General features: G+C 67.2%; 27 protein-coding genes. 13 read left to right on the top strand and 14 right to left on the bottom strand.

Features of this window, described 5'->3' with window-relative positions:
* Positions 1–7: 7 nt before the first annotated feature.
* Positions 8–784: a hypothetical protein gene (locus tag VMD50_RS26835; protein WP_325432489.1), complete on the top strand. Its 777-nt coding sequence runs from the start codon at positions 8–10 to the stop codon at positions 782–784.
* On the opposite strand, the gene VMD50_RS26830 is transcribed toward VMD50_RS26835, so the two are convergent.
* Both VMD50_RS26830 and VMD50_RS26825 read right to left on the bottom strand, forming a co-directional pair.
* Positions 785–1,162: a hypothetical protein gene (locus VMD50_RS26830; protein WP_325432487.1), complete on the bottom strand. Its 378-nt coding sequence runs from the start codon at positions 1,160–1,162 to the stop codon at positions 785–787. It lies immediately after the preceding gene.
* Positions 1,163–1,222: 60 nt separating this feature from the next.
* A complete protein-coding gene (locus VMD50_RS26825) occupies positions 1,223–3,001 on the bottom strand; it encodes an NAD-binding protein (RefSeq protein ID WP_325432485.1) in 1,779 nt (592 codons plus the stop codon).
* Between the two features lie 225 nt (positions 3,002–3,226).
* Here VMD50_RS26825 and glnA point away from each other — a divergent pair, with 225 nt between their 5' ends.
* Positions 3,227–4,663 (top strand): type I glutamate--ammonia ligase, encoded by a 1,437-nt coding sequence (gene glnA, locus VMD50_RS26820; protein WP_325432483.1) that lies wholly within the window; start codon positions 3,227–3,229, stop codon positions 4,661–4,663.
* Between the two features lie 8 nt (positions 4,664–4,671).
* On the opposite strand, the gene VMD50_RS26815 is transcribed toward glnA, so the two are convergent.
* Positions 4,672–5,343, bottom strand: a complete 672-nt coding sequence (locus tag VMD50_RS26815; protein ID WP_325432508.1) for a M15 family metallopeptidase — start codon at positions 5,341–5,343, stop codon at positions 4,672–4,674.
* 100 nt (positions 5,344–5,443) lie between these two features.
* On the opposite strand from VMD50_RS26815, the gene VMD50_RS26810 reads away from it, so the two are divergent.
* Entirely contained in the window at positions 5,444–6,970 is a 1,527-nt protein-coding gene (locus VMD50_RS26810) for a serine hydrolase domain-containing protein (protein ID WP_325432481.1), read from the top strand.
* Between the two features lie 26 nt (positions 6,971–6,996).
* Positions 6,997–7,380: a nuclear transport factor 2 family protein gene (locus tag VMD50_RS26805; RefSeq protein WP_414686186.1), complete on the top strand. Its 384-nt coding sequence runs from the start codon at positions 6,997–6,999 to the stop codon at positions 7,378–7,380.
* A gap of 35 nt (positions 7,381–7,415) precedes the next feature.
* Here VMD50_RS26805 and VMD50_RS26800 read toward each other — a convergent pair whose 3' ends face one another.
* Positions 7,416–7,937: a DUF732 domain-containing protein gene (locus VMD50_RS26800; protein ID WP_325432479.1), complete on the bottom strand. Its 522-nt coding sequence runs from the start codon at positions 7,935–7,937 to the stop codon at positions 7,416–7,418.
* A 220-nt stretch (positions 7,938–8,157) separates the two neighbouring features.
* Positions 8,158–8,748: a DUF732 domain-containing protein gene (locus VMD50_RS26795; protein ID WP_325432477.1), complete on the bottom strand. Its 591-nt coding sequence runs from the start codon at positions 8,746–8,748 to the stop codon at positions 8,158–8,160.
* A gap of 105 nt (positions 8,749–8,853) precedes the next feature.
* Between VMD50_RS26795 and VMD50_RS26790 the strand changes: the two genes are divergently transcribed.
* Positions 8,854–8,997 (top strand): hypothetical protein, encoded by a 144-nt coding sequence (locus VMD50_RS26790; RefSeq protein ID WP_325432475.1) that lies wholly within the window; start codon positions 8,854–8,856, stop codon positions 8,995–8,997.
* A 13-nt stretch (positions 8,998–9,010) separates the two neighbouring features.
* Here the strand turns inward: VMD50_RS26790 and VMD50_RS26785 are convergent, their stop codons facing one another.
* Positions 9,011–9,667 carry a TetR/AcrR family transcriptional regulator gene (locus VMD50_RS26785; RefSeq protein WP_325432473.1) on the bottom strand — a complete coding sequence of 219 codons (657 nt, stop codon included), beginning with the start codon at positions 9,665–9,667 and terminating at the stop codon, positions 9,011–9,013.
* 134 nt (positions 9,668–9,801) lie between these two features.
* On the bottom strand, positions 9,802–10,506 hold the full coding sequence (locus tag VMD50_RS26780) for a TetR/AcrR family transcriptional regulator (protein WP_414686185.1): 705 nt from the start codon (positions 10,504–10,506) through the stop codon (positions 9,802–9,804).
* 392 nt (positions 10,507–10,898) lie between these two features.
* On the opposite strand from VMD50_RS26780, the gene VMD50_RS26775 reads away from it, so the two are divergent.
* Entirely contained in the window at positions 10,899–11,285 is a 387-nt protein-coding gene (locus VMD50_RS26775) for a DUF4267 domain-containing protein (RefSeq protein WP_325432470.1), read from the top strand.
* Positions 11,286–11,302: 17 nt separating this feature from the next.
* Positions 11,303–12,130 carry an LLM class F420-dependent oxidoreductase gene (locus tag VMD50_RS26770; protein ID WP_325432467.1) on the top strand — a complete coding sequence of 276 codons (828 nt, stop codon included), beginning with the start codon at positions 11,303–11,305 and terminating at the stop codon, positions 12,128–12,130.
* A gap of 10 nt (positions 12,131–12,140) precedes the next feature.
* Here the strand turns inward: VMD50_RS26770 and VMD50_RS26765 are convergent, their stop codons facing one another.
* The gene (locus tag VMD50_RS26765) at positions 12,141–13,628 is read right to left on the bottom strand and encodes a flavin-containing monooxygenase (protein WP_325432465.1); all 1,488 of its coding nucleotides are present in this window, start codon (positions 13,626–13,628) and stop codon (positions 12,141–12,143) included.
* Between the two features lie 91 nt (positions 13,629–13,719).
* Between VMD50_RS26765 and VMD50_RS26760 the strand changes: the two genes are divergently transcribed.
* Positions 13,720–13,917 (top strand): hypothetical protein, encoded by a 198-nt coding sequence (locus tag VMD50_RS26760; protein WP_414686184.1) that lies wholly within the window; start codon positions 13,720–13,722, stop codon positions 13,915–13,917.
* 7 nt (positions 13,918–13,924) lie between these two features.
* Here the strand turns inward: VMD50_RS26760 and VMD50_RS26755 are convergent, their stop codons facing one another.
* The 3 genes from VMD50_RS26755 to VMD50_RS26745 all read right to left on the bottom strand — a co-directional run bounded on the left by VMD50_RS26755 (position 13,925) and on the right by VMD50_RS26745 (position 16,413).
* On the bottom strand, positions 13,925–15,388 hold the full coding sequence (locus tag VMD50_RS26755; RefSeq protein WP_325432463.1) for a protein adenylyltransferase SelO: 1,464 nt from the start codon (positions 15,386–15,388) through the stop codon (positions 13,925–13,927).
* Between the two features lie 27 nt (positions 15,389–15,415).
* Positions 15,416–15,982, bottom strand: a complete 567-nt coding sequence (locus tag VMD50_RS26750) for a hemerythrin domain-containing protein (RefSeq protein ID WP_325432461.1) — start codon at positions 15,980–15,982, stop codon at positions 15,416–15,418.
* A gap of 149 nt (positions 15,983–16,131) precedes the next feature.
* Entirely contained in the window at positions 16,132–16,413 is a 282-nt protein-coding gene (locus VMD50_RS26745) for a WGxxGxxG family protein (RefSeq protein WP_325432459.1), read from the bottom strand.
* A 338-nt stretch (positions 16,414–16,751) separates the two neighbouring features.
* Between VMD50_RS26745 and VMD50_RS26740 the strand changes: the two genes are divergently transcribed.
* The gene (locus VMD50_RS26740; protein WP_325432457.1) at positions 16,752–17,687 is read left to right on the top strand and encodes an HpcH/HpaI aldolase/citrate lyase family protein; all 936 of its coding nucleotides are present in this window, start codon (positions 16,752–16,754) and stop codon (positions 17,685–17,687) included.
* Positions 17,688–17,720: 33 nt separating this feature from the next.
* Here the strand turns inward: VMD50_RS26740 and VMD50_RS26735 are convergent, their stop codons facing one another.
* On the bottom strand, positions 17,721–18,971 hold the full coding sequence (locus VMD50_RS26735) for an HNH endonuclease (protein WP_325432455.1): 1,251 nt from the start codon (positions 18,969–18,971) through the stop codon (positions 17,721–17,723).
* A 54-nt stretch (positions 18,972–19,025) separates the two neighbouring features.
* Here VMD50_RS26735 and VMD50_RS26730 point away from each other — a divergent pair, with 54 nt between their 5' ends.
* The 3 genes from VMD50_RS26730 to VMD50_RS26720 are packed head-to-tail and all read left to right on the top strand — an operon-like array spanning position 19,026 to position 20,918.
* Positions 19,026–19,382: a DUF488 domain-containing protein gene (locus VMD50_RS26730; protein ID WP_325432453.1), complete on the top strand. Its 357-nt coding sequence runs from the start codon at positions 19,026–19,028 to the stop codon at positions 19,380–19,382.
* Positions 19,383–19,403: 21 nt separating this feature from the next.
* Positions 19,404–20,276: an LLM class F420-dependent oxidoreductase gene (locus VMD50_RS26725; protein WP_325432451.1), complete on the top strand. Its 873-nt coding sequence runs from the start codon at positions 19,404–19,406 to the stop codon at positions 20,274–20,276.
* Between the two features lie 12 nt (positions 20,277–20,288).
* Positions 20,289–20,918 (top strand): GNAT family N-acetyltransferase, encoded by a 630-nt coding sequence (locus tag VMD50_RS26720; protein WP_325432449.1) that lies wholly within the window; start codon positions 20,289–20,291, stop codon positions 20,916–20,918.
* Here VMD50_RS26720 and crcB (VMD50_RS26715) read toward each other — a convergent pair whose 3' ends face one another.
* Together crcB (VMD50_RS26715) and crcB (VMD50_RS26710) are read right to left on the bottom strand one after the other, a co-directional pair.
* A complete protein-coding gene (crcB, locus tag VMD50_RS26715) occupies positions 20,919–21,284 on the bottom strand; it encodes a fluoride efflux transporter CrcB (RefSeq protein WP_325432447.1) in 366 nt (121 codons plus the stop codon). It lies immediately after the preceding gene.
* Positions 21,281–21,679 carry a fluoride efflux transporter CrcB gene (gene crcB / locus VMD50_RS26710; RefSeq protein ID WP_325432445.1) on the bottom strand — a complete coding sequence of 133 codons (399 nt, stop codon included), beginning with the start codon at positions 21,677–21,679 and terminating at the stop codon, positions 21,281–21,283. Before crcB (VMD50_RS26710) ends, crcB (VMD50_RS26715) begins: the two co-directional genes overlap by 4 nt.
* Before the next feature lie 134 nt (positions 21,680–21,813).
* On the opposite strand from crcB (VMD50_RS26710), the gene pgm reads away from it, so the two are divergent.
* Positions 21,814–23,454 (top strand): phosphoglucomutase (alpha-D-glucose-1,6-bisphosphate-dependent), encoded by a 1,641-nt coding sequence (pgm, locus tag VMD50_RS26705; protein ID WP_325432443.1) that lies wholly within the window; start codon positions 21,814–21,816, stop codon positions 23,452–23,454.
* Positions 23,455–23,659: the final 205 nt, after the last annotated feature.

Below are 23,659 nucleotides of genomic sequence, written 5' to 3'. Positions count from 1 at the left end.
CGCAGCTGTGCAGCGGCTGCCGCTGCTGGTCTCGGTCGTGACCATGGTCACCGCGGTGTGCGCCCCTTGCCCCACCGCGGCCGCCGACACGACGCTGCCGCCGTGCCCGCAGAGCGCCGCGCCGATCAGCCCGCAGGCCAAGTCGCCGCATTCGGACTGCCGAATGCACTCCGGCGCCCTCGATTTCGCCGTCACCTACTGGACCGTGCCCGAGTTGTCCGGGCCCGGCGCGGTGAAGGTAGTCGTGACCGACCCGTCGGGCGAGGTGGTGCAAACGATCGATGAGCTACTGGAGCCCTCGAGCCCGGGGGGCGTCGCCTTACAGGATGTCGACGGCGACGGCCGCGACGAGCTGATCATCCCGATCGCGCGACACCCGTTCAACGGCAGCCCAAATACCCGGTTCGCGGTGTGGCGCGCGCCGGGTGACCGCAACCATTACGAACGCACCCAGATGGTCGGGCAGGCCGTCTATCCCAGCGGCGACGGCTACCTGGTGACCAACGGCGGCGCGCTGGACAGCCGGGACCTCACCTTCTATCTGCCGACCGGGGCCGGGTACACGCTCGTCGTGGTGTTGACCATCGAGGCCGAGGAGGTCGACCCCAACACGCACCGGGTGCTGACCGTCGTGTGCCGCGCCCACCAGGAAGACGGCCTGCATGCGGTCGACATGAGCCTTCGCCAGGCCGAGGAAGCCTTCTGCGCGTCACCGGCCGCCAAAGCCATCTGGCCTGACGCCGAACGCGTCCAGATTCGGCAGTGGCGTAGGGGGCAGCAGTAACTACGGCGCGCAGTAGTCGCGAGCCGTCGCCAGCTGCTGCCTCGCCTTGGCAAGATCGCCGGCGATTCGTTCCGGGCTTGCCGGTCGGTAGGGGTCGCTTGCGTCGATCTGGGACGCCAGCATGTCCGAGCGAATTCGAAGGTCGACCGCGGCCGCACTCTTCAACCCGTGCAGCGGGGCCAGAGCGTTTCGAACCTGGCTTGCCAAATAAGCCGGTGTCCCGGAGGGAGAAACCAGGTTGAACACGTTCTCCAGCCGATCGGCCGCCGGCAGGATGGTGCCGCACTCCGCGTCGACGGCGGCCGCCACCGGCGCAGCCGTCAGGCACACCATGCCCGCGGCGACCGAGAGCGGCACGCAGAGGATTCGTCGATGCATTGGCTCTACCTTTGCACCGGCCGGTCGTTCTGTCGCGAACTTCATCCGATCCGGTAGGGGTCAGGCGTCGGGGTCCGGCGCCCACCGTGGTGGCCGTGCCTCCGGCCGGTGTGGTGAACGCGCCGCCGCCAGTGTCGCCGCGCGCTCGCCGTTGATCGCGGTGAGCGGTGGGGGCTGGCCCTTGCGCAGCGTGGTGATCAGCTCGCGGTAGGGGCCGATGATGTAGACGGTGTCGCCGGCTTTCAATCGGGCGTCGCGGCGGGGTCGCAGCCTGACCGGGCCCTCCGGCCGGGTGATCGCGATGACGCGCGTCTGGGTGGACAGTTCCACCATTCGCAATCCGTCCAGCTCGCTACCGGGCGCCACCAGCATTCCGCCGACCATGAACGAGCGCTGCCCCACCCAAAACGTCCCGAGCACTTGCAAACCCATCGCCGCGCCGATGAACCAGGGGGCCGCCAGGTCGACGATCGACCGCACGTTTTCGAAACCGAATCGCCGATTCACCGCGGTGCCCAACGCGCGGCCTTGAACGCGCATGACGATCGGCACCCTGGTGTCGGATCCCAGGATCTCCAGCAAGACGATCCCGGTCTCGATGTTCTCCATGTCGTCCTGGGTCACCACCGCGACCCCGCGGGCGCGATCGACGCGCGCCGATTCCAGCGTCTGGCGCATCGTCGAATCTCCGAAAATCACCGGCACATCGAGTTCGGCCACGGTCGGCAGGAATCGGTTGTTCTCGTCCGGCTCGATGACGAGGACGTCGTAACCGGCTGTGGTCAGATCACCGACGACGCGGACGCCGATGGAACCCAGTCCGACGACGACGACGTGGTCGCGCATGTGGCGTGCCCGTCGGAGACCGGCTGTCTGGACGAAGCGGCGTGACAGCAACAGGTCCGCGAGGAAAGCCACGAGGATGGCGGTAACGCTGGCGCCGCTGAACATCAGCGCGACGGCGAACAACCGCAGGGATGTGGATTGCTGGGCGAAGCTGAAGTCGCCGTAGCCCACGGTGGTGATGGTTTCGGAGGCGAAATACAGGGCGTCGATCCACGACATCCGCGGGTTCTGGTAGGTGAAGTGCACCACCGCCGTCGACCCGAGCGTGAGCAACAGCGCGAATGCCAACGCGGGCACCAGCATCGGGTTCACGTCGTCGCGCATGGCCCGCGCGGCGTCGATTGCGCGTCGCAGCCGGGAGTGTCGAGAGCGCGTCGCGGTGGCGGGAGGCACCGTGATTCCCCTGGCCTCCAATTCGTCTTTGACGCCGATCATCGACGTCCAGTCCCCGGCGTAGACCTGCAGATCCCGCCCCGGACATGGCACCACCTCGCCCGGAGCCGGTGAGTTCTTGCCGTGGACCACCGCGACCGGTGCCAGGTCGGCATAGATTTCGCGCAGCGTCGCGTCGTAGGGCGCCTCGGCTCCCCAGACAACGAACTCGATACCGGCGGTCTCGAACTGGTGCGCGTTACGCGACAGTACAGCCTCGACCAGGGACGGTGTCGCGAGGTCGGCGACGTCCAGGATCGCGCCGGGGCCGTTGACGGCGGTCACCGCCTCGCGCAGCACGTCGTTGGCCAGCCGCGCCACCACGCGGACGTTCGGGCTGTATTCCCTTGCCAGCAGCGCGATTTCGAGGTTCAATGCGTCGTTGGGACCGGCGCAGACGACGGCGCGCGCGCGATGTACGCCGGCGCCGAGGAGGTCCGCGGCGGTGTTGATCTTGATTATCCGCGCGCCGGCGCCCCTGAGCTCCTCGGCGATCGTCTTCGACAGCGGGTCGTCTCCGCCGACGATGATTTCGCGGTGAAACTGAAAAACCTCTCCCATGTCGCGGGGCCGCCTCCCTCCGGCTGTTACCGGGGTCGCTTTGTGGTGTGCGGCATAGATATGACTATCGGCCACAAGTCCGGAAAGTGCCACCGGAGAAGCCGGGTCTTTCTGCGACGCAACAGGTTCGACTCAGGCTCGTCACGCGGACGAAATAGTTCAGGCGTAGAGAGAGCCATCGCAACACTGCTACCCGCGTGAAAAGGCTTGCGTAAAGGAGCTTCTGTGTCCGAAAAGACGCCCGACGATGTCTTCAAACTCGCCAGGGACGAGAACATCAAGTATGTCGACGTCCGCTTCTGTGACCTGCCGGGGACCATGCAGCACTTCACAATTCCGATTTACGCCTTCGACGGGAACGTGTTCGAGGACGGCTTGGCCTTCGACGGCTCCTCGATCCGCGGCTTCCAGTCGATCCACGAATCCGACATGCTGCTGCTGCCCGATCCGGAAACCGCGACGATCGATCCGTTCCGGGCAGCCAAGACGCTGAACCTGAACTTCTTCGTGCACGACCCGTTCACCCTCGAGGTGTACTCGCGCGATCCGCGCAACGTCGCCCGCAAGGCGGAGAACTACCTGATCAGCTCCGGCATCGCGGACACCGCCTACTTCGGCCCGGAAGCCGAGTTCTACATCTTCGACTCGGTCAGCTTCGACTCGCGCACGGACACCTCGTTCTACAAGGTGGACGCGACATCCGGGTGGTGGAACACCGGAGCGGAGACCGAGTCCGACGGCAGCCCCAACCTCGGCTACAAGGTCCGCCCCAAGGGCGGGTACTTCCCGGTCGCCCCCACCGACCACTACGTCGACCTGCGCGACGAGATGCTCACCCACCTGACCGACGCCGGCTTCTCGCTGGAGAAGGGCCACCACGAAGTGGGCAGCGGCGGGCAGGCCGAGATCAACTATCAGTTCAACACTTTGCTGCACGCGGCGGACGACCATCAGATGTACAAGTACATCGTCAAGCAAACCGCGTGGCAGGTGGGCAAGACCGTGACGTTCATGCCCAAGCCCCTGTTCGGGGACAACGGCTCCGGCATGCATTGCCATCAGTCGCTGTGGAAGGACGGCGTCCCGCTGATGTACGACGAGACGGGTTACGCCGGCCTGTCCGACACCGCCCGCCACTACATCGGCGGTCTGCTCTACCACGCGCCCTCGTTGCTGGCCTTCACCAACCCCACGGTCAATTCCTACAAGCGCCTGGTTCCCGGCTACGAGGCGCCGATCAACCTGGTCTACAGCCAGCGCAACCGCTCGGCGTGCGTGCGCATCCCGATCACCGGCAACAACCCGAAGACCAAGCGGCTGGAGTTCCGGTGCCCCGATTCGTCGGGCAACCCGTACCTTTCGTTCGCGGCCCAGCTGATGGCCGGGTTGGACGGAATCAAGAACAAGATCGAGCCGCCTCCCCCCGTCGACAAGGACCTCTACGAGTTGCCGCCTGAAGAGGCGGCGGAAATCCCGCAGGCGCCCACCCAGCTGTCCGCGGTCATCGACCGCCTGGAGGAGGACAGCGATTACCTCACCGAGGGCGGCGTGTTCACGCCCGACCTGATCGAGGCGTGGATCGACTACAAGCGCGATTATGAGATTGCCCCGGTCAACCTGCGGCCGACCCCGTACGAGTTCGCCCTCTACTACGACGTATAGAATCGCCCTCAGGGCCGCTCGAAATGCTGGTAATCGACGGGAGTCGTCCAGGCGCCACCCCACCGCCAGCCGCGGTCCGTGAGGACGTGAACGGCGGGGTCGCCGTCGCGGAAGAGGCCCGGGTCGGAGCGGCCGCGGTCCAGGTAGGCCGCCGCGTTCCGCGGCTCGAATGCTCCGTTGGAGTGGACGCACGGGTTGAGCAGCGGGTTGAGGTCGATAGCCCGGCCGTAGGCGTGTTGAGACCATTGGCCGGTTCCCGGGATGCCCCGGCAGTTGAACGCCGAAGTGTTGTCGTCCTCCATCGACAGCTCATCGTCAGCGGCCGGGTAGTGGTCGGCCGTGCGGATCTTCTCGATGGGAAAGCGCAGCCGGTAAAGCCGCTCGAAGATCGTGATGACCTCCGGCACCAGGTCCTCGTGCACGATCAGCTCTCCGCGGTGGGTCTGACCGTCGAAACCGATGTGCTCGACGTCGACCCGCCTCAGCTGCGCGGGTTCGACCGGGCACCCGGGCCGCCAGCTCGCGCCGAGTTCGGCGGGAGTCACCGGCCGGACGGTCTCCCCGGCAGCGGGCGAAGCCGCGCCGGCCACCGACGGCGGGGCGATCGGCGGTGACGGTTTGGCCGCCCGCGGTGGCGGGGCGGAGGTGCACTGCACGAGCACGGCGGCAAGCGCCGCCATGCCCGCCGGAACGGCAAACCATCGGCTGCCGGACGTCAATGGGGATGGCACCGGGGATCAACTATAGGACTGCCCAGCGGATCCCGCTTACGCTTGCGGCATGCCCGGTAAGCGGTCGGTGCGAAAGGTCATTGCCGTTGGCGCCGTCCTGCTTGCCCTTGCCGCGGCGTCCTCGCCCGGCTATGCGGCGCGTACAGCGGTAAGCGACGGGGCTCGGCCTTCACAGGCACCGCCGGCGCCCGCGGCACCGCTGGCGCCACCGGCACCGCAGCCGCCGGACGCACCTCCCGCGCCCGAATTCGCAACCGTCTCCAAGCTGGTGAACGATGCGATCGCGGCGCGCAGGCTGCCGGGTGCGGTGGTGGTGATCGGGCACGGCGGCAAGGTCGTCTTTCACCAGGCTTATGGCTCGCGCAAGCTAGCGGGCGAACAGGGATTAGACGGATCGCCCGCGTCCGCCGAGCCGATGACCGAGGACACGATCTTCGACTTGGCTTCGCTGACAAAGTGTCTCGCAACGGCGACAGCCGTCATGCAGCTGTACGAGCAAGGCAAGGTTCAGTTCGACGATCCCGTGCAGAAGTATTTGCCTGACTTCAACACCGCCGACGATCCACAGCGCGCCAAGGTGACGGTTCGCATGTTGCTCACGAACACCTCAGGCGAAGGGATAGACGTAAGCCTCGGCGATCCGTGGGGACTGGGCGCGCCCGACAAAACAGAAGGCGTTCGTCGTGCGCTCACCACGCCGCTCCAGTCGGCCCCCGGCGCCGTTTTCCGGTACTCCGACATCAACTACATCCTGCTTGGCGCGCTGCTCGAGAAAGTCACCGGCGAGGCAGAAGACGTGTACGTTCAGCAAAACGTATTCGCGCCGCTCGGCATGAACGACACCCACTATCTTCCCGAGGCCAAAGCCTGTGGCCCACACGGGATCCGGGGGGCTGCGGTTGCCTGGGCTTTCACGCCCCAGGGGCGCCTGCCGGAGCCTTGTCCCGCGGGCACCTGGAGCACCAGTCTTTTGCCGCGCATCGCGCCGACGGCACTTGACGAGGAAAGCGGGGCCGATCCGGGCAGGAACCCCGATTACGGTCACCTGCTTCGTGGCACCGTGCACGACCCGACTGCGCGCCGCATGGGGGGAGTGGCCGGAAATGCCGGTGTGTTTGCGACGGCTCACGATGTCGGCATCTTCGCGCAGGCCCTGCTCGATCGGCTTGCGGACCGCCCCAGCAACTTTCCGCTGACGCCGGCGACCCTGGAATTGATGACGACTCCAGAGCAACCCGGACATACCGCCCAGCAACTCAAAGCGGCCAATGAAGCCGCCCGGGCCGCCAGGTATCCGGCGATTGGGGGGCAAGACCTGTTCGGTTTCGGCTGGGACATCGACACGGGATTTTCCAGGCCGCGCGGGACGGTCTTTCCCGTCGGCAGTTTTGGCAATACCGGATTCACCGGAACCACGCTTTGGCTGGACCCCGGATCAGATACGTATGTAGTCCTGCTCTCCAACTCAATCCATCTGCGAGGCAGTCCACCGATCTCGGACCTGCGAGGTGAAGTGGCCACCGCGGCGGCCCGAGCCTTGCGCCTCTACGGCAGTACCCCACCGCCGCGGAAGTAGGAAAACCCGGACGCTAGCTTTGCGGTGTGACACCACCGGTTATTCAACGCTGGATCGAGATCATCGACACCGGTCGCACCGACGGCCTGCACCACCTGCTGGCCGAGGACGCAGTCTTTTACTCGCCGGCGGTTTTCACGCCGCAAGAAGGCCGGGCCAAGGCCGCCGCCTACCTAACCGCCGCGGCGAAGCTGTTCGCCGACACCGACTTTCACTACGTCGACAAGTGGTATTCCGACCACTCCGCGGTGCTCGAGTTCGTCGCCGACGTCGACGGCATCCACGTCAACGGCGTCGACATGATCCACTGGAACGACGACGGCAAGATCACCTCGGTCAAGGTGATGCTGCGCCCGCTCAAAGCCCTCCAGGCCGTCATTCCCGAAATGGCCAAACTGCTGCAGGCGTAGTCGACGGGAAACTGCGCAAGCCGCGCCGGGCAAACCTACTTCTGCGCACTCGGACAGTAGGCGGCGACAGCGGACTGCGCCAAATGCTCCGCGTCGTCATGAGTGAACCGCTTCGGCCAGCGATTACCGGCGGCGCTGTCCTGGTCCTGTGCGGCCAAGATGTTGTCGACAGTCAAGTCGAGCGACTGGGGCCGGGGCGGCAAGAGCAGGAAACAGGTGTGGTGGCCCAACTCCATGAACCGCTGCCGGATCGCCGCCTTGCCGTTGTCGGTGATGCCGTAGCCGTTCAGCATGGACAGGAACTGGGCATCCGCTCCGTCAGCCGGGAACACCGCGGCCGACGATGCGCTGATCGTGATGGTCTGCGGGCCCGGCGATGTCGCCGACTTGTCGCGCGACAGGTAGACGCCTACGGAAATGAGACCCGCCAACGCAGCCGCGGCGAAGGCTGCGGCCGCGACGAGTACCCCGGCGGGCGTCTGCCTCGACCGACGCGCCGACCGGACGAAATGGTGAGGCACCGACCCGGTCGGGACATCGCGGCCCTCGACAGTCATGCGCCGCCTCCTACGACTCCCGGATGCGCGGCAAGGTTGCTGCCACTTCGCGGACCACGTCTACCCCCTGCCGGCTTTCCCCGGATAACGTCAAGTCCAATCAATATCGCACCGTTTGCATCCTGAAGTTCAACGACACGTCAATAGCCGATGTCGAAGTCTGTCACGGCGGCGGCGGTCCGTACAGGGTATTGGCGCCGCGCACCGCTTTCGCGCCGCGCTATGGCCCACCGCCGATGAGGTTGCCATTTTGCGGACAGTACGCGCGAACCGAGATGCTCACATACGTATCGGCGTCGAGGCCCGGGTTGCTCGCGTGAAACGCGTTGACGATCTGCGGCACCGACACCCCTCGACGGATGTCATCGCACACCGTCTTGCCGTTGGAAATGGCGTCCCCGGGGTTGGCGAACGAGATGCCGTGGTCGTTCAGGTCCTGTACGTACTTATTGTCCTGGTCCGGCGTGGAGGCGATGGACGACGGCGCGGCGGATGCCGGCGGGGCCGTCGGCGCGGGCGTCGCGCCGCCCTTGGGCGTCGTCGGCTGAGGGCTCTTCGAACCCGGGGCCAACAGCCAAAAGGCGAGAATGATCGCTCCCGCGAGCGCGAGCCCGCCGACGAGCAGCGCGCCGGCCTTGCGCCAGGTGGCGCTCCAGGATTGGCGGTCGCCCGCCGGTTCGCCGGGGGCGGCCTCATAGTCGCGCGCGGACGTGCGATCGCCGGTATCCGAAGCCGCGTCATTGGGTACGGCAACCGTCTCGGCACGGTTGAGCGCGAACGTTTCGTCGCCAGCCGGAGACGGCTCGGCCATGACGGCCATCGTAGCGAATCCGCAGCCGGGTGTGAGAAGCTCACCTGACCCGGTGAGCTTGTCCGGGGGCCGTCAACTGCTCTGCCGTGCTGGGGAGTGCGCGTTATGTCAGTCTGGCCGGGCCGAATCGAGCGCGCGATGGAGATGCTCCGGCGCGCGCTGCGCTACGAGGTCAGCGTCGGAGCGCTGGTCGAGTTGGCGCTGTGGCCGGCCTCGCTCCAGATCGCCGACGCGTGCCCGGCCAGGTAGGACGCGCTGGCTGTCAGTCCGCGGAACCCGTGACCTGTTCGATCGTGTGGGGCGAAACGCCCAGTCCGCGCAGGCAGAACCGCAGCACACGTTCACGAACCACGGTGCGGTCCCAATGCTGTGCTGCCCACTGCCGCTGCGTGCCGGCCCATACCACGCCGTGTATCGATTTCGCGGCGGTCGACGGGACGATGTCTTGGAACACGCCGAGTTCGAGGCCGCGCTCGATCTGCTCGATGAGCGGCTCGAGTATCGCGCCGTACGCGGGCGCAACCATTTCCGGAGAGGTGACCGCCTTTGTGTAGGCGTCCAGGGAGGACAGGCAGCGCAGATCATCCTCCGCGACTTCGCCGAACGCGAGTTCGAGCCGCCCGTCGACCCAGGCGACGACCGCGTCGACCGGGTTGGCGGTGTCCGCCATCTTTTCTCGAAGCCTCTGTGTTTCGAGACGGGCCAGTTCCAGAAAGACCTCCGTAACCAGCTGGTCCTTGGAATCGAAGTGCCGGTAGAACGCGCGGGTGCTCAGCTGCGCGCGTTCCAGCACGGTGGCGACGCTGAGCCCTTGGACCCCGTGCTCGTGCATGGATTTGGATGCGGCGGCCACGATGGCGTACCGCACGTCGGGGTCGGGCGCGAGCTTGTTCCGTCGTTGCGATAGCGCGCTGCTCATGCGCGTCAGACGAGGGTGGTCCGGTTGTACAGACGTGTCATAACTGCGTAGGTACCCAGCGCGACCGTTTCCGAAAACATGAATTTCAGGGGGCCTCGGACCGAGGTGAGAAGCCGGTGAAACCCGCGTTTCGGTTAACTCGCGGCTTCCCCGCCGGCGGTCAGTTCCTCGATGATGTGGGGTGCCACGCCCAGCCCGCGCAGGCAGAACCGCACCGCCCGTTGGCGGACTTCCTCGCGGTCCCAATGATTCGTTGCCCACTGCCGCTGCGTGCCGGCCCACACGACGCCATGGATCGATTTCGCCGCGGTGGCCGGAATGATGTCCTTGAATACGCCGAGCTCCAGGCCGCGCCGCAACTGCTCGACGAGTGGCTCGAGAATCGCGCCGTAGGCGGGCGTGACCATCTCGGGGGCGGAGAAGACCTTCGATTGAGCCTCCAAAGACACGTGGCGCAGCTCCGCTTTGATGTCCTCATCGAACGCGAGGTCGAGCCGTCCGTCGATCCAGGCGGCGACCGCCTCGATCGGGTCGGTGGCTGCCGACATTTTCGTCTTCAGCCGCAGCACCTCGCTGCGCGTCATCTCGAGAAAGACCGCCGCGACCAACTGGTCCTTCGAATCAAAGTGCCGATAGAAAGCCCGGGTGCTCAGCCGAGCGCGTTCCAATACCGTGGCGACGCTGAGGCCCCGAACCCCCTGCTCGCGAACCGATTTCGACGCGGCGTCCAGAATGGCGCGGCGTACGTCGGGATCGGGTGGGAGCTTCTTCCGCCGAGGCGTGACGGTATGATTCACATACTGCTGCGGACGTGCTATCGGATCCCCCTGTCCCGTCATAGTTGACAAAAATAATCCGCTGATCGTTCGTATACACCCGCTTTGGTAAAGCCCGCGTCGGCCGAGTCGTCGTCACGAACGCCCGACGGCCGCAACGATGTTCGCGGGCGCGTTATTAGACGAATGCACAATTGTCTTGCTCCGGAGCCATTTTGGAGACTCATCCCTGGTCGCGCAGGTTTTGGCGAGGCGGCTGGCAGGCGGTCAAGGCTGATACGGCAAATGCGTGTCGCAGGAATGCGTTTGCGGAGAGCGACCAACGGGACGTAACTTTCCTGCGCGGGGCCGGCGGATACCCGCTATCGGAAATCACCGATTTCAGTGAACTCTGGTTCACTCGCGAACCGGCCCTACGACTCGTGCCCCGGGCCGATTGGCTCTAGGCTGCGGCCATGTCGATTGATCGGGCCGCACTCCTGGCGGGCGGCATCCGGCTCGCGTCGGGCATTTCGTTTCTCGTCGACCCGCTCCGGGCGAACCGGTGGTGGGGCGATCCGGACGAGCCGGCGCCGACGGCGCGCCTGCTGCTGCGTTCGATGGGGTATCGCGATGCCCTGATCGGTGGGCTGCTCGCTGCCGCGGCGCTGGGCGGCAGGGACACCCGCGGCTGGTTTTTGGCCTCAGGCGGCGCCGACGCGGCCGACCTGCTCGGCGGCATGAGTGTGCATGACGAATTGAAGCCCTCGCAACGGCTGATCGGCCTGGGCGGCGCCGTGGTCGGCATCGGCGTCGGGCTGTGGGGCGCGAGCCGCCGGACCCCGGGCGGGCGGAATCCGTGACGACGATGGGAGCAAGCATGCGGTTCGGAGTCCTGACTTTCGTTACCGACGAGGGAATCGGCCCGGTCGAGCTGGGCCAGGCGCTCGAGCAGCGCGGGTTTTCGTCGCTGTTCCTGGCCGAGCACTCGCACATCCCCGTCAACGCGAAGACCCCCTACCCGGGCGGTGGCCCGATCCCACCGAAGTACTACCGCACGCTCGATCCGTTTGTGGCGCTGACGGCTGCGGCGGTCGCGACCGAGGAACTGCTCCTCGGCACCGGGATCGCGTTGATCCCGCAGCGCGACCCCATCCTCACGGCCAAGGAGGTCGCCTCGCTTGATCTGGTCTCGCAGGGGCGGTTTCGCTTCGGCGTGGGCGTGGGCTGGCTGCGCGAAGAGATCGCCAACCACGGCGTCGACCCCAAGGTGCGCGGACGCGTGGTCGAAGAACGGCTGCGCGCGATGATCGCGATCTGGACTCAGGAGCAGGCCGAATTCCACGGGCAGTTCGTAAATTTCGATCCCATCTACAGCTGGCCCAAGCCGGTGACGCGGCCGTACCCGCCGCTGTACCTGGGCGGAGGGCCGGCGAGTTTCCCGCGCATCGCGCGGCTGAATGCCGGCTGGATTGCCATGACCCCGTCAGCGGAGATGCTATCGGGTCAGCTCGAGGAACTCCGCGCCGTCGCCGACCACGACGTGCCGGTGATCAACTTTCACGGGGGCGCGCCGACGGCCAAGGAGCTGGAAGGCTACGTCAGCTTGGGGGTGCAAGAAGTCCTGCTGGACCTGCCCACCGAGCCTCGCGACGAGACGCTTCGCCGCCTCGATGAGTTGAAGGCGGAGTTCGCCAAACTGGCGTAGGGCCGCGCCGTCAGCTCACCGCGCTCTCGACGAGCGACCAGTATTTCGCTTCGCGCCCGGTCAGCTCGTTCGACGTGATCGCACCGAAGGCGGCGGCTTCCCGCGCGAACTGCGCCGGAGCCCGGTCCAGCGCATCGGATCCTTCGAGGCGGAAACAACTGGGTGTGAGGGGCCCGAATAGCAGGGCGCGCAGCATGTCCGGCCAGTTGTCCAGATGTGGCTCTACTCCGGCTGCTCGGGCGAAAGTCATTGCTGCCAGGTTCATTTGGGTTTTCTGTGGCGACCCGCGTCGCGAGCGATAATCATTGATCGACCTCCGCTGGTCGTCCTCCCCGCGGGTGGGGATCGCGCCACCCCACGTGTAAGCGATCCACCTGGCTTGAAGCTCCAGTGGCACGAAGTATCCGCCCGACTGGTCCCACATGCCGATGAAGGCCAGCCCCGGGAGGTCGGGGTGGAAGGTGTAGCGGTCGGCGTCCATGTGCACCGCGTCGAGGTCGAGAATCCGTCGGATGTCGTTGTCAAGGAATGGCAGATGCAGCTTGAATCCGGTGCCGAACACGATCCCGTCGAAGTCCTCGGAGTGCCCGTCGGCGAAGGTCACGCTCGTGCCCGCGATGGCGTTTATCCACGGCCGCACCGTGATCCGGCCCTCGGCGACGAGTGGCAGGTAATGCTGATTGAGGGTGACCCCGGCCGCGAAGAGGGACGGGTCGGGCGGCGGTGCGCCGTACTGCTCGGGGCTTCCGGCCGCCTCGACGACGATCTCCTTGAGCTGCCGGTCGATCTCCGCCGTGGGAAGGCTCTCACTCGCCAGGGCGCCGTATCGCGTGTAGATCCGGTAATCGGTGGGCACCCCGGCGGCGAACTTCGGCAGGACGTACCTTTGCCGCCGCTGGGTAAGCACGACGCGTGCCGCGCAGAGTTGGGCGAGTTCCGCGGCGATCTCGAGGGCGCTGATCGCGCAGCCCGCCACCAGAACGCGTTTGTCGCGGTACGGGCCGGGGCCCCGGTACTGGTAGCTCGAGATTGCTTCGGCCGAGCCGGTGAACGTCTCGAGCCCCGGTACGGCGGGGATGGCGGGGGCGTGGAACCTGCCGCTGGCGACCACCACCCGCGCGAAGCTCTCGTCCCCGCCGGCATGACGCACGAGCCATCCCGCGCCGTGTCGGCTGACGAGTTCGACCTGCGTGCCGAGCAGAATGCGGCGGGTGAGGCCGAAGTTCTCGGCGTAGCGATGCAGGTAGTCGAGGATCTCGCAGTTAGGCGGGTAGACGAGTTCGGTCTCTGGCTCGAGGTCGCCGAAGGCCGTCAGCGTGCGACTGCTGTTGGTGTGCATGGCCGGCCAAACGCCGCTCAGGCCGGGCAGGCCCGTCCACTGCCCGCCCAGCATCGGTGCCTTTTCGAAGATCGTCGGTTCGAAGCCCTGCGACTTCAGCCAGCGTGCCGCGGCCAGCCCGCCCGGGCCCGCCCCGATCACGGCGACGCTTCTCGTCACCCTGGAACTGTAGACGCTTCAGCCCCCGCCGAACACTGTCGGCTCGACGTAGTAACCCGCCGCCAGCTCGCCGCCCAATCTGCCTCCGCCGGTGAGTAATTCGCCCGCCTTGTTGCCGATAGCCTGCCGGTTGCCAAATCGGATTTTGGCCGAGGTCGATTCGGCTTACGCGAGGGACCTCGAACTGATCCTGACGGGCGTGATCTTCGGCTTCCTGGCGCGCTTCACGCGGGGCGAAATCGATGTCACCGAGATCGTGCCGGGACTCGAGCTCGCCGTCGTCCAATAGCGAAACCTCAGGTGCCGCAGAACGTTTGATACTTGCCGAAATCCTCCGGCGCGGGATCGGCGTAGCGCTGCAGGCCCGGTCGTTCGCGATACGGGTCAGTGACGGCGTCGAGGAGCCGCACGAGCGGACCGAGATTCCCGGCCGTCGCCGCGGCCAGGGCCTCCTCGACGAGATGGTTGCGCGGGATGTAGATCGGGTTGGCGCGGTCCATCGAGTCGGCGTCCGGACCCAGGACCCGCCAGCGCGACATCCAGTCATCGAAGCCGGCGAGGTCGAGGAAGAGCCCGCGCGCCGGCTCGGCGTCCCCTCGGGCGGCGTGGCCGAGGCGGCGGAAGAAGGACGTGTAATCGACGCGGCTCTCCTGCAGCAGGGCGAGCACCTCGTCGACCAACGACGTGACCCGTTGCGCCGCAACGTCCGCGGATAAACCGAGTTTGGCGCGCATGCCCGAGTCCCACACGGCGTCGTAGGTGGTTCGGAAAACCCCGAACGACTGCTCCGCGAGCGCCACGGCCTCCTCGGCGTCGTCGGAGAGCAACGGAAGAAGCGCCTCCGCGAACCGGGCGAGGTTCCACCCTGCGACGACCGGCTGGTTGCCGAATGCGTAGCGGCCCCAGAAATCGATCGAGCTGAAGACCGTATCCGGTTCGTAAGCCTCCATGAAGGCGCACGGGCCGTAGTCGATGGTCTCGCCGGAGATCGTCATGTTGTCGGTGTTCATCACGCCGTGGACGAACCCGATCAGCATCCAGCGGGCGATCAGCGATGCCTGGGCGGCGACCACCGCCTCGAACAGGGCAAGGTACGGGCGGGCGGCCCCCGCCGTGCCCGGATGGTGGCGCGCGATCGCATGGTCGGCCAGGCGTCGCAGCAGGCCCAGGTCGCCCAGGGACGCGGCATATTGGAAGCTCCCGACGCGCAGGTGACTGCTCGCGACCCGGGCGAGCACGGCGCCGGGCAGCGACGATTCACGCTGCACCGGGCGACCCGTGGCCACCACGGCCAAAGATCGCGTCGTCGGGACGCCCAGGGCGTGCATCGCTTCGCTGAAGACGTATTCGCGCAGCATCGGCCCCACCGCCGCCAGGCCGTCGCCACCGCGCGCGAAGGGAGTGGGCCCGGACCCCTTCAGGTGGATGTCGCGCAGGCGCCCGTCGTCGTCGACGAGTTCGCCGAGTAACAGGGCGCGCCCGTCGCCCAACTGGGGCACATAGCCGCCGAATTGGTGTCCGGCGTAGGCCTGCGCCACCGGAGCGGCCCCCTCGGGCACCAGGTTGCCCACCAGGAAACGCAGGCCGTCGGGACTCCGCAGCCAGGCGCCGTCGAGGCCGAGCTCCGCGGCTAGTCGCCCGTTGACCACGAGCGGCCGCACGTCGGGGGCCGCCTCGGCCTGCCAGGGTACGGCCAGCTCCGGCAACGCGCGGAAGAACCGGTCGTGCAGGGCGACGGTCGTCTCCGGTGTGACGCTCACTCCACCGACACTACGGAAAGCCGGGGCCTAGCCGATAGCTTGCTGGATCAGATCGCGAGCGCGGTCAAGCATCGACGCGAACGGCCCGACGGCGAAATTCAGCTTCGCCGATTCCACGCCCGGGTGCGGGCGGGTCGGCGCGATGGCCTCGGCCGCTCGCACCGCCGACCCCATCCGCTTGAGGTCGTCGGCGCCGACTTCCCGCGCCAGCACGGGGAATTCCTCGTCCTCCTCATGCCGGGCGTGCTCGAGCACGGCGTCGCGCAGCTTGGTGAGTTCGCCGATGAACTGCTGCGAGGTGATGTCGAGTTTCTCGATCTGCGAGAGCAATTCCTTGGCTTCGTGTTCTTCCTGGAGCCGGGCGTCGACGATGCCGTCGCCACCATCAGCCTCGCGGCGCACCCGCGGATGCACCACCATCTCCTCGGCCGTCTCGTGGACGGCCAGCAGCTGGCGCAACTCGACGAAGGGCTTTTCGCGCGCCTTGGGATCCGACGCGTACAGCACTTCGTCGAACATGTCCTCGATGAGGTTGTGCTGCGCTTTGAGAAACGCGACGACCTCCTCGGGTGATTGGACAATCATCTCGGCCATCGCCGATACCTCCAGTGATAGGGGAATTGAGAGGCGGGCTATGGGCTGTGCACCGCTCGTCGGGAAATACCCGGTGGGGGAACGGGTAAACGCCGCGCGAGCCCCCGCCAGACGCGTGCGGCATCCGACGGGGGCTTGGGCGGGAGCGGCTAGACGCCGCGCCCGGGGGTTGTGGTCGTCCCGATGCCTGTGACGGCGTCGGTGTCCCTGCGGCGCTTCAGCCCCACGAGTCCACCCAACCCAAGCAGGCCGAGCAGCCCCCACAGGCCGTTGTTGTCGCTGTGCTGGTCATTGGTGCCGTTGTTGTTGTCCGCCAACGTCGTTGTGGTCGACGACGGCGCCGGCGCACTCTGGGCGGTGGCGTTGGCGACGCCGGCCCCGCCGAACAGCAGTGCCCCGGTGGCGGAAATGACTGCAATGGTCTTACGCATGTTTGCTCCTTGATTGGTTGTCTCGACCGAGGGGTAACCGAGAACGCGTTGGGGACCAGTCGCCTCTAGCCCTTGCGACAAGCGACGCGAGACGAAAGGTCCCTGGCGTCGCACGGGATGGGCTACCCGGCGCGCCGACGATGAAACCTCGTCCGGGCATGCTCGCCATAGCGGCCCGATGTGACCCCCTTCGCGAAGCGCGATCATTTGCTGATGGATCGTCGACGCGGGTTTGTCACAGCAGCCGTCCAAAGACGCGCTGGTCCCGGGCCGGCTGATCGGCCGTCTGCCATGCCGCTACGGTTTAACAAACACCAGCTAGCACCCACGGAATGAAGATGGCGACAGATCAGAAACATGAACAGGTCGACGGCCAGGCGCCGGATCCCTCCGACATCGGCTGGCGTCTCGATCCCGTTCTCGCCCGCAGTTGGCTGCTGGTCAACGGCGCGCATGCCGACCGGTTTCAGTCCGCGGCGCATTCCCGCGCCGACATCGTCGTTCTCGACATCGAGGACGCGGTCGCGCCCAAAGACAAGCAGGCCGCCCGCGACAACGTCGTGCGCTGGCTCAGCCCCGAAAACACCGACTGGGTCCGGGTCAACGGGTTCGGCACCCCGTGGTGGGCGGACGATTTGGCGGCGCTGGCCGCTACCCCGGTCGGCGGGGTGATGCTGGCGATGGTCGAATCGGTGGACCACGTCACCGAGACCGCCCAACGGCTGCCCAACGTGCCGATCGTGGCGCTTGTCGAAACCGCCCGCGGCCTGGAGCGCATCACCGAGATCGCCGCGGCCAAGGGCACCTTCCGGCTCGCCTTCGGCATCGGCGATTTCCGTCGCGACACTGGTTTCGGGGAAGATCCGACCACCTTGGCGTACGCCCGGTCGCGCTTCACGATCGCCGCCAAGGCGGCCAACCTGCCGAGCGCCATCGACGGGCCGACGATCGGCTCCAACGCGTTGAAGCTCATCGAGGCCACGGCGGTTTCCGTCGAATTCGGCATGACGGGCAAGATCTGCCTTACCCCGGACCAGTGTGCGGTGGTGAACGAGGGGCTGTCGCCGTCGCAGGACGAAATCTCTTGGGCTAAAGAGTTTTTCGCCGAGTTCGAACGCGACGGAGGGGAGATCCGCAACGGCTCCGACCTGCCGCGCATCGCGCGGGCCACTAAGATCCTCGAACTGGCCCGCGCTTACGGCATCGAGGTGTCCGAGTTCGACGACGAAGAACGGGTTCACTCGCCCGCGCCGTCGGACACGTATCACTACTAGGAGCAGGTCCGGGGAGCGCCTGCCGACCTCGAGCTACGCCGCGTGCTTCGCGAGCGCGATGCCGATCCGTAGTTCGACGTCGCTGAATTCGATCGTGGGTGCGCGTGGTGGGGCGGTTGACCGGTAGGTCTGGCCGGTCGGTGTGGTGAATTCGGCTGTGTGCGTGTGCTTTTCGTCGATCGCGGTGCGCACCCGCCAGCCCGCGGCCTCCTTAGTGTAGTTGCAGCGCTCGCAGCAGCCCAGGCCGTTGCCGGCGGTGGTGGAGCCGCCGCCCGCCCACGGCTGCGCGTGATCGCGGTGGCGGATCGGCGCGTCGCAATAGGGGGTGCGACAACGTTGATCCCGCAACTCGATGAAGCCGGCCAGCCCGCGCGGAAAAAGCCGCGCCCGTGACTCCATGGCCACCAGCGCCCCGGCTGCCGGGTGGGCGTAGAGCCTGCGCAGTGTCGCCCGCGAGCGCCGGTCGCTGACTGCGCCTGCGACCAGCGCGCGCGCCACCGCCGCCGGAATCGGCCCGTAGCCGTCGATGTCGCCCGGCGTGTCGGCCCCGCCCAGCAGGGTTTCGTCGGTGAGCACCAGGTTGACCGCGATCGGGGTCGGGACCGCCGCGTCGCGCCCGGTGACCCGCTCGACGAGGGTGTCGGCCATGACCTGGCCGCGTGAGCGCCCGTCGCAGCGGGTGTCGGCCTCGCGGCGCAGCGCCGCATATACCGAAACCCCTTGGGCTACCGGCAACAACGCGGTCACATACGTCATTGTGTCGGGTGCCGGTCGGATGGTGACCGAGCGTTCGTTCTCGGCCTTGGCCGCCCGGTCGACGACGGCGTGCGGGTCCAGTCGGTAGGCGATCGCCTTGGCGGCCGCGGCCACCCGCGCGTCACCCATCCCGTCGAGGCCGGCCGGGTCGGCGCACATCTCGGCATCCAGCCTGCGGCGGTCCTCGACGTCCAAACACGCGCTTTCGCGCACGATCAGGGTGGCGCGCCATTCCGACAGGGCCCCGCATTCCAGCGCGGCCAGCGTGTGCGGCATCTCGTTCACCACGGCCTTGGCGAAGCCCAGGTGCCGCCCACCCCGCGCGGGGGAATCCCGTCGCGCCAGCGCGACCTCGCCGGCCACGCCCCGTCCGCGCCGAGCCGCGGGCACTCCGGCGGCCGCTTCGGCGGCCCGACGCGCCGTGTCCAGCGCGACCGCCAGTCGGGCCTGTTCCGCCGCCGCCGCGGACTTCACCCTCTCCAGCTCGGCGATGCGCTCTACCAGCGCCGATTGGTCTGTATCGAACATGCGTGCGAGTATACGCGGACCCACTGACCGACAAGAAGTCGCTAGCCTGGCCGTGTGGGCGCCAGGGGCCGAATCCGAGTGGAGCGCGTGTACGACGATGCCCATCCTGACGACGGCCACCGCGTGCTGGTTGACCGCATCTGGCCGCGGGGATTCCGCAAGGACGATCCGCGGGTGGGCACCTGGTGCAAGGAGGTCGCGCCCTCTAAGGAACTCCGCGAGTGGTACCACCATGACCCGCAGCGGTTCGACGAATTCGCGGCGCGCTACCGCGACGAGCTGAACGACAACCCGGCGCTGGCCGAGCTGCGAGAGCTGGCGAAGCGGGGCGTCGTGACCCTGGTGACGGCCACCCGCGAAGTGGAGGGCAGTCACGCAGCGGTGCTGGCGAAGCTGCTCAGCAGCCGCTGATCGCCGTGAGACGATCGTGCGGTGCGCCTGGGATTGCACGCATTGGGGATCGGGGCCGGCGCTGATCGGGCCGTGATCGACGCCGTCGCATCGACCGCGGACGGCTGCGGCTTCGCTAACCTGTGGGCGGGTGAACACGTCGTCATGGTGGATCGATCCGGGTCGCGCTACCCGTATTCCGACGACGGCGTCATAGCCGTTCCGGCACAAGCGGATTGGCTCGATCCGATGATCGCGCTGAGCTTCGCCGCCGCCGCGTCCACCCGGATCGGCGTCGCGACCGGCGTGCTCCTGCTGCCCGAGCACAACCCGGTGGTGGTGGCCAAGCAGGCCGCGAGCCTGGATCGGTTGAGCAGGGGGCGGCTGACGCTGGGCGTGGGCGTCGGATGGGCAAAAGAGGAATTCGCCGCGCTCGGGGTGCCGTTCGAGCATCGCGGGGCCCGCACCGCCGAGTACGTGGCGGCAATGCGTGCGTTGTGGCACGACGACGTGGCCTCGTTCGACGGGGATTTCGTCGGCTTCGATGCAATCCGGGTAAACCCCAAGCCGTTGCGCGATCGCCGGATCCCAATCGTGCTCGGAGGCAACAGCGATGCGGCGCTGCGGCGGGTGGTCGTGTGGGGCGACGGCTGGTACGGGTTCAACCTCGACGGGGTAGCCACGGTGCGCGAGAGGATCGGCAGGCTCGAACAGATGTGCGCCGAAACGGGGCGCGACCGTGGCGGGCTGCGAGTATCCGTGGCGCTGCGCAATCCGAGCGTCGGCGACGTCGGCGCGCTCGCCGAGTCGGGTGTCGACGAACTGGTCCTGGTCCAGGCGCCACCGGACCACCCCGAGGCCGCCGCCGGCTGGGTCTCCGCGCTGGCCGACCGATGGATGGCGGCGCTTCGGTAGGCTGGCCGTCGTATGGCCGAACCCGACGTGATCCTGCCGCGGGAACTGACTGATATCAGCGACGAGGTGCGTAACGTACCTCCGCCGCCCAGCGCCGCGGAGGTCCCCGCACCGTACGCTTTCCGGCTCGCCGACCCGGATGCCGACGCGGAAATGGTCGCTGAGTGGATGAGCCGGCCCGCCCTCACCGAAGCGTGGGAGTCCGCCTGGCCGGCCGAGCGTTGGCATCGCTACTTGCGCGCGCAACTCGACGGCAGCTATTCGCGACCGTTCTTTGCCAGCCTCGATGGCCGAGACCACGCCTACATCGAGTTGTACCGAGCCGCAAAAGATTCCATCGCGCAGCGGTACGAAGCGCACCCCTACGACTTGGGGATACACGCCGCCATCGCCGACGAAGAGTTGGTCAACCGGGGAATCGCCGGTCAGGTGCTGCCGCTTTTCGTGGCCAGCGTGCTCGGCCAGGAACTGCGGTGTCGCCGAATCATGTTCGATCCCGACCACCGCAACAAAACGGCACGGCGGTTCTGCGAGCGCGCCGGTTGTGTGTTCCTCGGCGAGCACGACATGTCGAATCGGCGAATGGCGTTGTACGCGTTGGCGTGCGCCCCCGGCGACGTGCCGAAGCGTCGCGAGGCGTGATCACTGCTGGGCGAGCCACTGCCCGAAAACCGCGGCAGCTATGCCGAGCGCGACGCTGACGACGATATTGGCCAGCGCCGTCCAGGTTTGGCGTTCCTCGTTGAGGCGCTGGGTTTCGAGCATCCAGGTGGAAAAGGTCGTGTAGGCGCCGACGAACGCCGTCCCCGCCAGCAGGGCCGCGTCCTTGCTCAACATCAGGCCCCCGAGGAAACCCAGCAGCGCGGCGCCGCTGATGTTCACGACGAGCGTTCCGAACGGAAAGGGCCGGGCCACTCGGCGGGCCACCGCACCGTCGATCACGAAGCGCAGCACCGATCCGATGCCGCCGATGATCGCCACGCCGGTCCAGAGCAAGACGGTCGTCATCGACGCACCCGCACCCGGCGAACCAAAGCGGTGGCCAGATAGACGGCCAGCAATCCCAGCACGATGCTGCTGGTGGTGTATGCCACGGCCTTCACCCAATGGCCGTGCTCGATCATGTTCAGGGTTTCGACCTGCATCGTCGAGAAGGTGGTCAGGCCGCCGCAGAGGCCGGTGCCGAGCAGGGGACGCCGGTAGCTCGACAGCGGCAGCCGCTCCAGCAGCCGGGTGGTGAAATAACCGACCAGGAATGCGCCGACGATGTTGACGGTGAATGTGGACCACGGCCAGTGCTCCGCGTCGCGGATGACAAGGGTGTTCAACGCCGCGCGGGCGAGGGTGCCGAGCGCCCCGCCGACGAAAACCGCGGCCAGCTCGCGATAGTCGCGGTGTGCCACGGTGGGCTTCCCCTTCAGTCTGCGATTGCTGCGCTTAGCAGCGTAGGGGGTCGACTTACCAGAAGGTGAACCCGGGAAGTACCTGAGAAGTCCAAGGCGGCGGGGCGCGCCGGACACGGGCAGAATTGGCAAACATGGCCCACCCGCGCGCCGGCCAGCCGGCCCAGCCCGAAGACCTTGTCGACCTGCCCCACCTGGTCACTGCGTATTACTCGATCCAGCCGGACCCGGACGACGTCGCTCAGCAGGTGGCGTTCGGCACGTCGGGGCACCGCGGGTCGGCGCTCAACGGGGCGTTCAACGAGGCCCACATCCTGGCCATCACCCAGGCCATCGTCGAATACCGCGAGGCCCAGGGCACCACCGGGCCGCTGTTCATCGGCCGTGACACCCATGGCCTCTCGGAGCCTGCCTGGGTGTCGGCGCTGGAGGTGCTGGCCGCCAACGATGTTGTGGCGATGATCGACTCGCACGACCGTTACACGCCGACGCCGGCGGTCAGCCACGCGATCCTGACCTACAACCGTGGTCGCACCGAGGCGCTGGCCGACGGGATCGTCGTCACGCCGTCGCACAACCCGCCGCCCGACGGCGGTTTCAAGTACAACCCGCCCAACGGCGGCCCCGCGGATACCGATGCGACCAACGCAATCGCCAAGCGCGCCAACGAGATTCTGCGCAGCGGGTCGGGCGTGAAGCGGGTGCCGCTGGCCCGCGCGCTGGGGGCCGCCCAGCGCTACGACTATTTGGGCACTTATGTCGACGACCTGCCCAATGTGGTTGAGCTCGATGCGATCCGCGCGGTCGGGGTGCGGATCGGCGCAGACCCGCTCGGCGGCGCCAGCGTGGACTACTGGGGCGAGATCGCCGAGCGGCACGGTTTGGACCTGACCGTGGTCAACCCATTGGTCGACGCGACGTGGCGGTTTATGACGCTCGACCACGACGGCAAGATCCGGATGGATTGCAGTTCGCCGGATGCCATGGCTGGGCTCATCCGAACGATGTCCGGCGACCCCGACCTCTACCAGATCGCCACCGGCAACGACGCCGACTCCGACCGCCACGGCATCGTCACCCCCGATGGGGGGCTGCTGAACCCGAACCACTACCTGGCGGTGGCCATCGACTACCTCTACACCCACCGTTCGTCCTGGGCGGACGGCATCGCCGTCGGCAAGACGGCGGTCAGTTCGTCGATCATCGACCGCGTGGTCGCCGGCATCGGCCGTAAGCTGGTCGAGGTGCCGGTCGGGTTCAAGTGGTTCGTCGACGGCCTGATCGGCGGCACGATCGGCTTTGGTGGCGAGGAGTCGGCGGGGGCGTCGTTCCTGCGGCGCGACGGCTCGGTCTGGACCACCGACAAGGACGGCATCATCCTGGCGCTGCTGGCCTCCGAGATCCTGGCCGTCACCGGTTTGAGTCCGTCGCAGCGCTATCGGGAGCTGACCGACGATTACGGCACGCCGTCCTACGCGCGGGTCGACGCGCCCGCCGACCGCGAGCAGAAGGCGCGGCTTTCTCGGCTGTCGGCCGAGCAGGTGACCGCGACTGAGGTGGCGGGGGAACCTATCACCGCAAAGCTGACCGCCGCGCCGGGCAACGGCGCCCCGCTGGGGGGACTTAAGGTGACGACGGCCAACGCGTGGTTCGCTGCCCGGCCGTCGGGCACCGAGGACGTCTACAAGATCTACGCGGAGTCGTTCAACGGACCCGAGCACCTGGCCGAGGTGCAGAAGGCCGCGCGCGAGGTGGTGAATTCGGTCATCGGGTGAAGCTGGTAGATAGGGAGTCACACCGGTCACTCCAGCCTCTGGGGGAGTGGGCATAGGTGTTCTCCGAATGCGGTGGCGCATGCGGTAGCACGCTGCGCTGACCAGCGACTTTGAACGCTTCCTGCCAGTGGTGTAGCTTCGATTGGCACGACTTGGGGCTATGGCGCAGCTGGTAGCGCACCACACTGGCAGTGTGGGGGTCAGG

The organism is Mycobacterium sp., from assembly GCF_035506235.1.
In the GTDB taxonomy this organism is placed as follows: Bacteria; Actinomycetota; Actinomycetes; order Mycobacteriales; family Mycobacteriaceae; genus Mycobacterium.
Note: the sequence above shows the minus strand (reverse complement) of the source record. Positions and strands in the feature narration are given on the sequence as shown.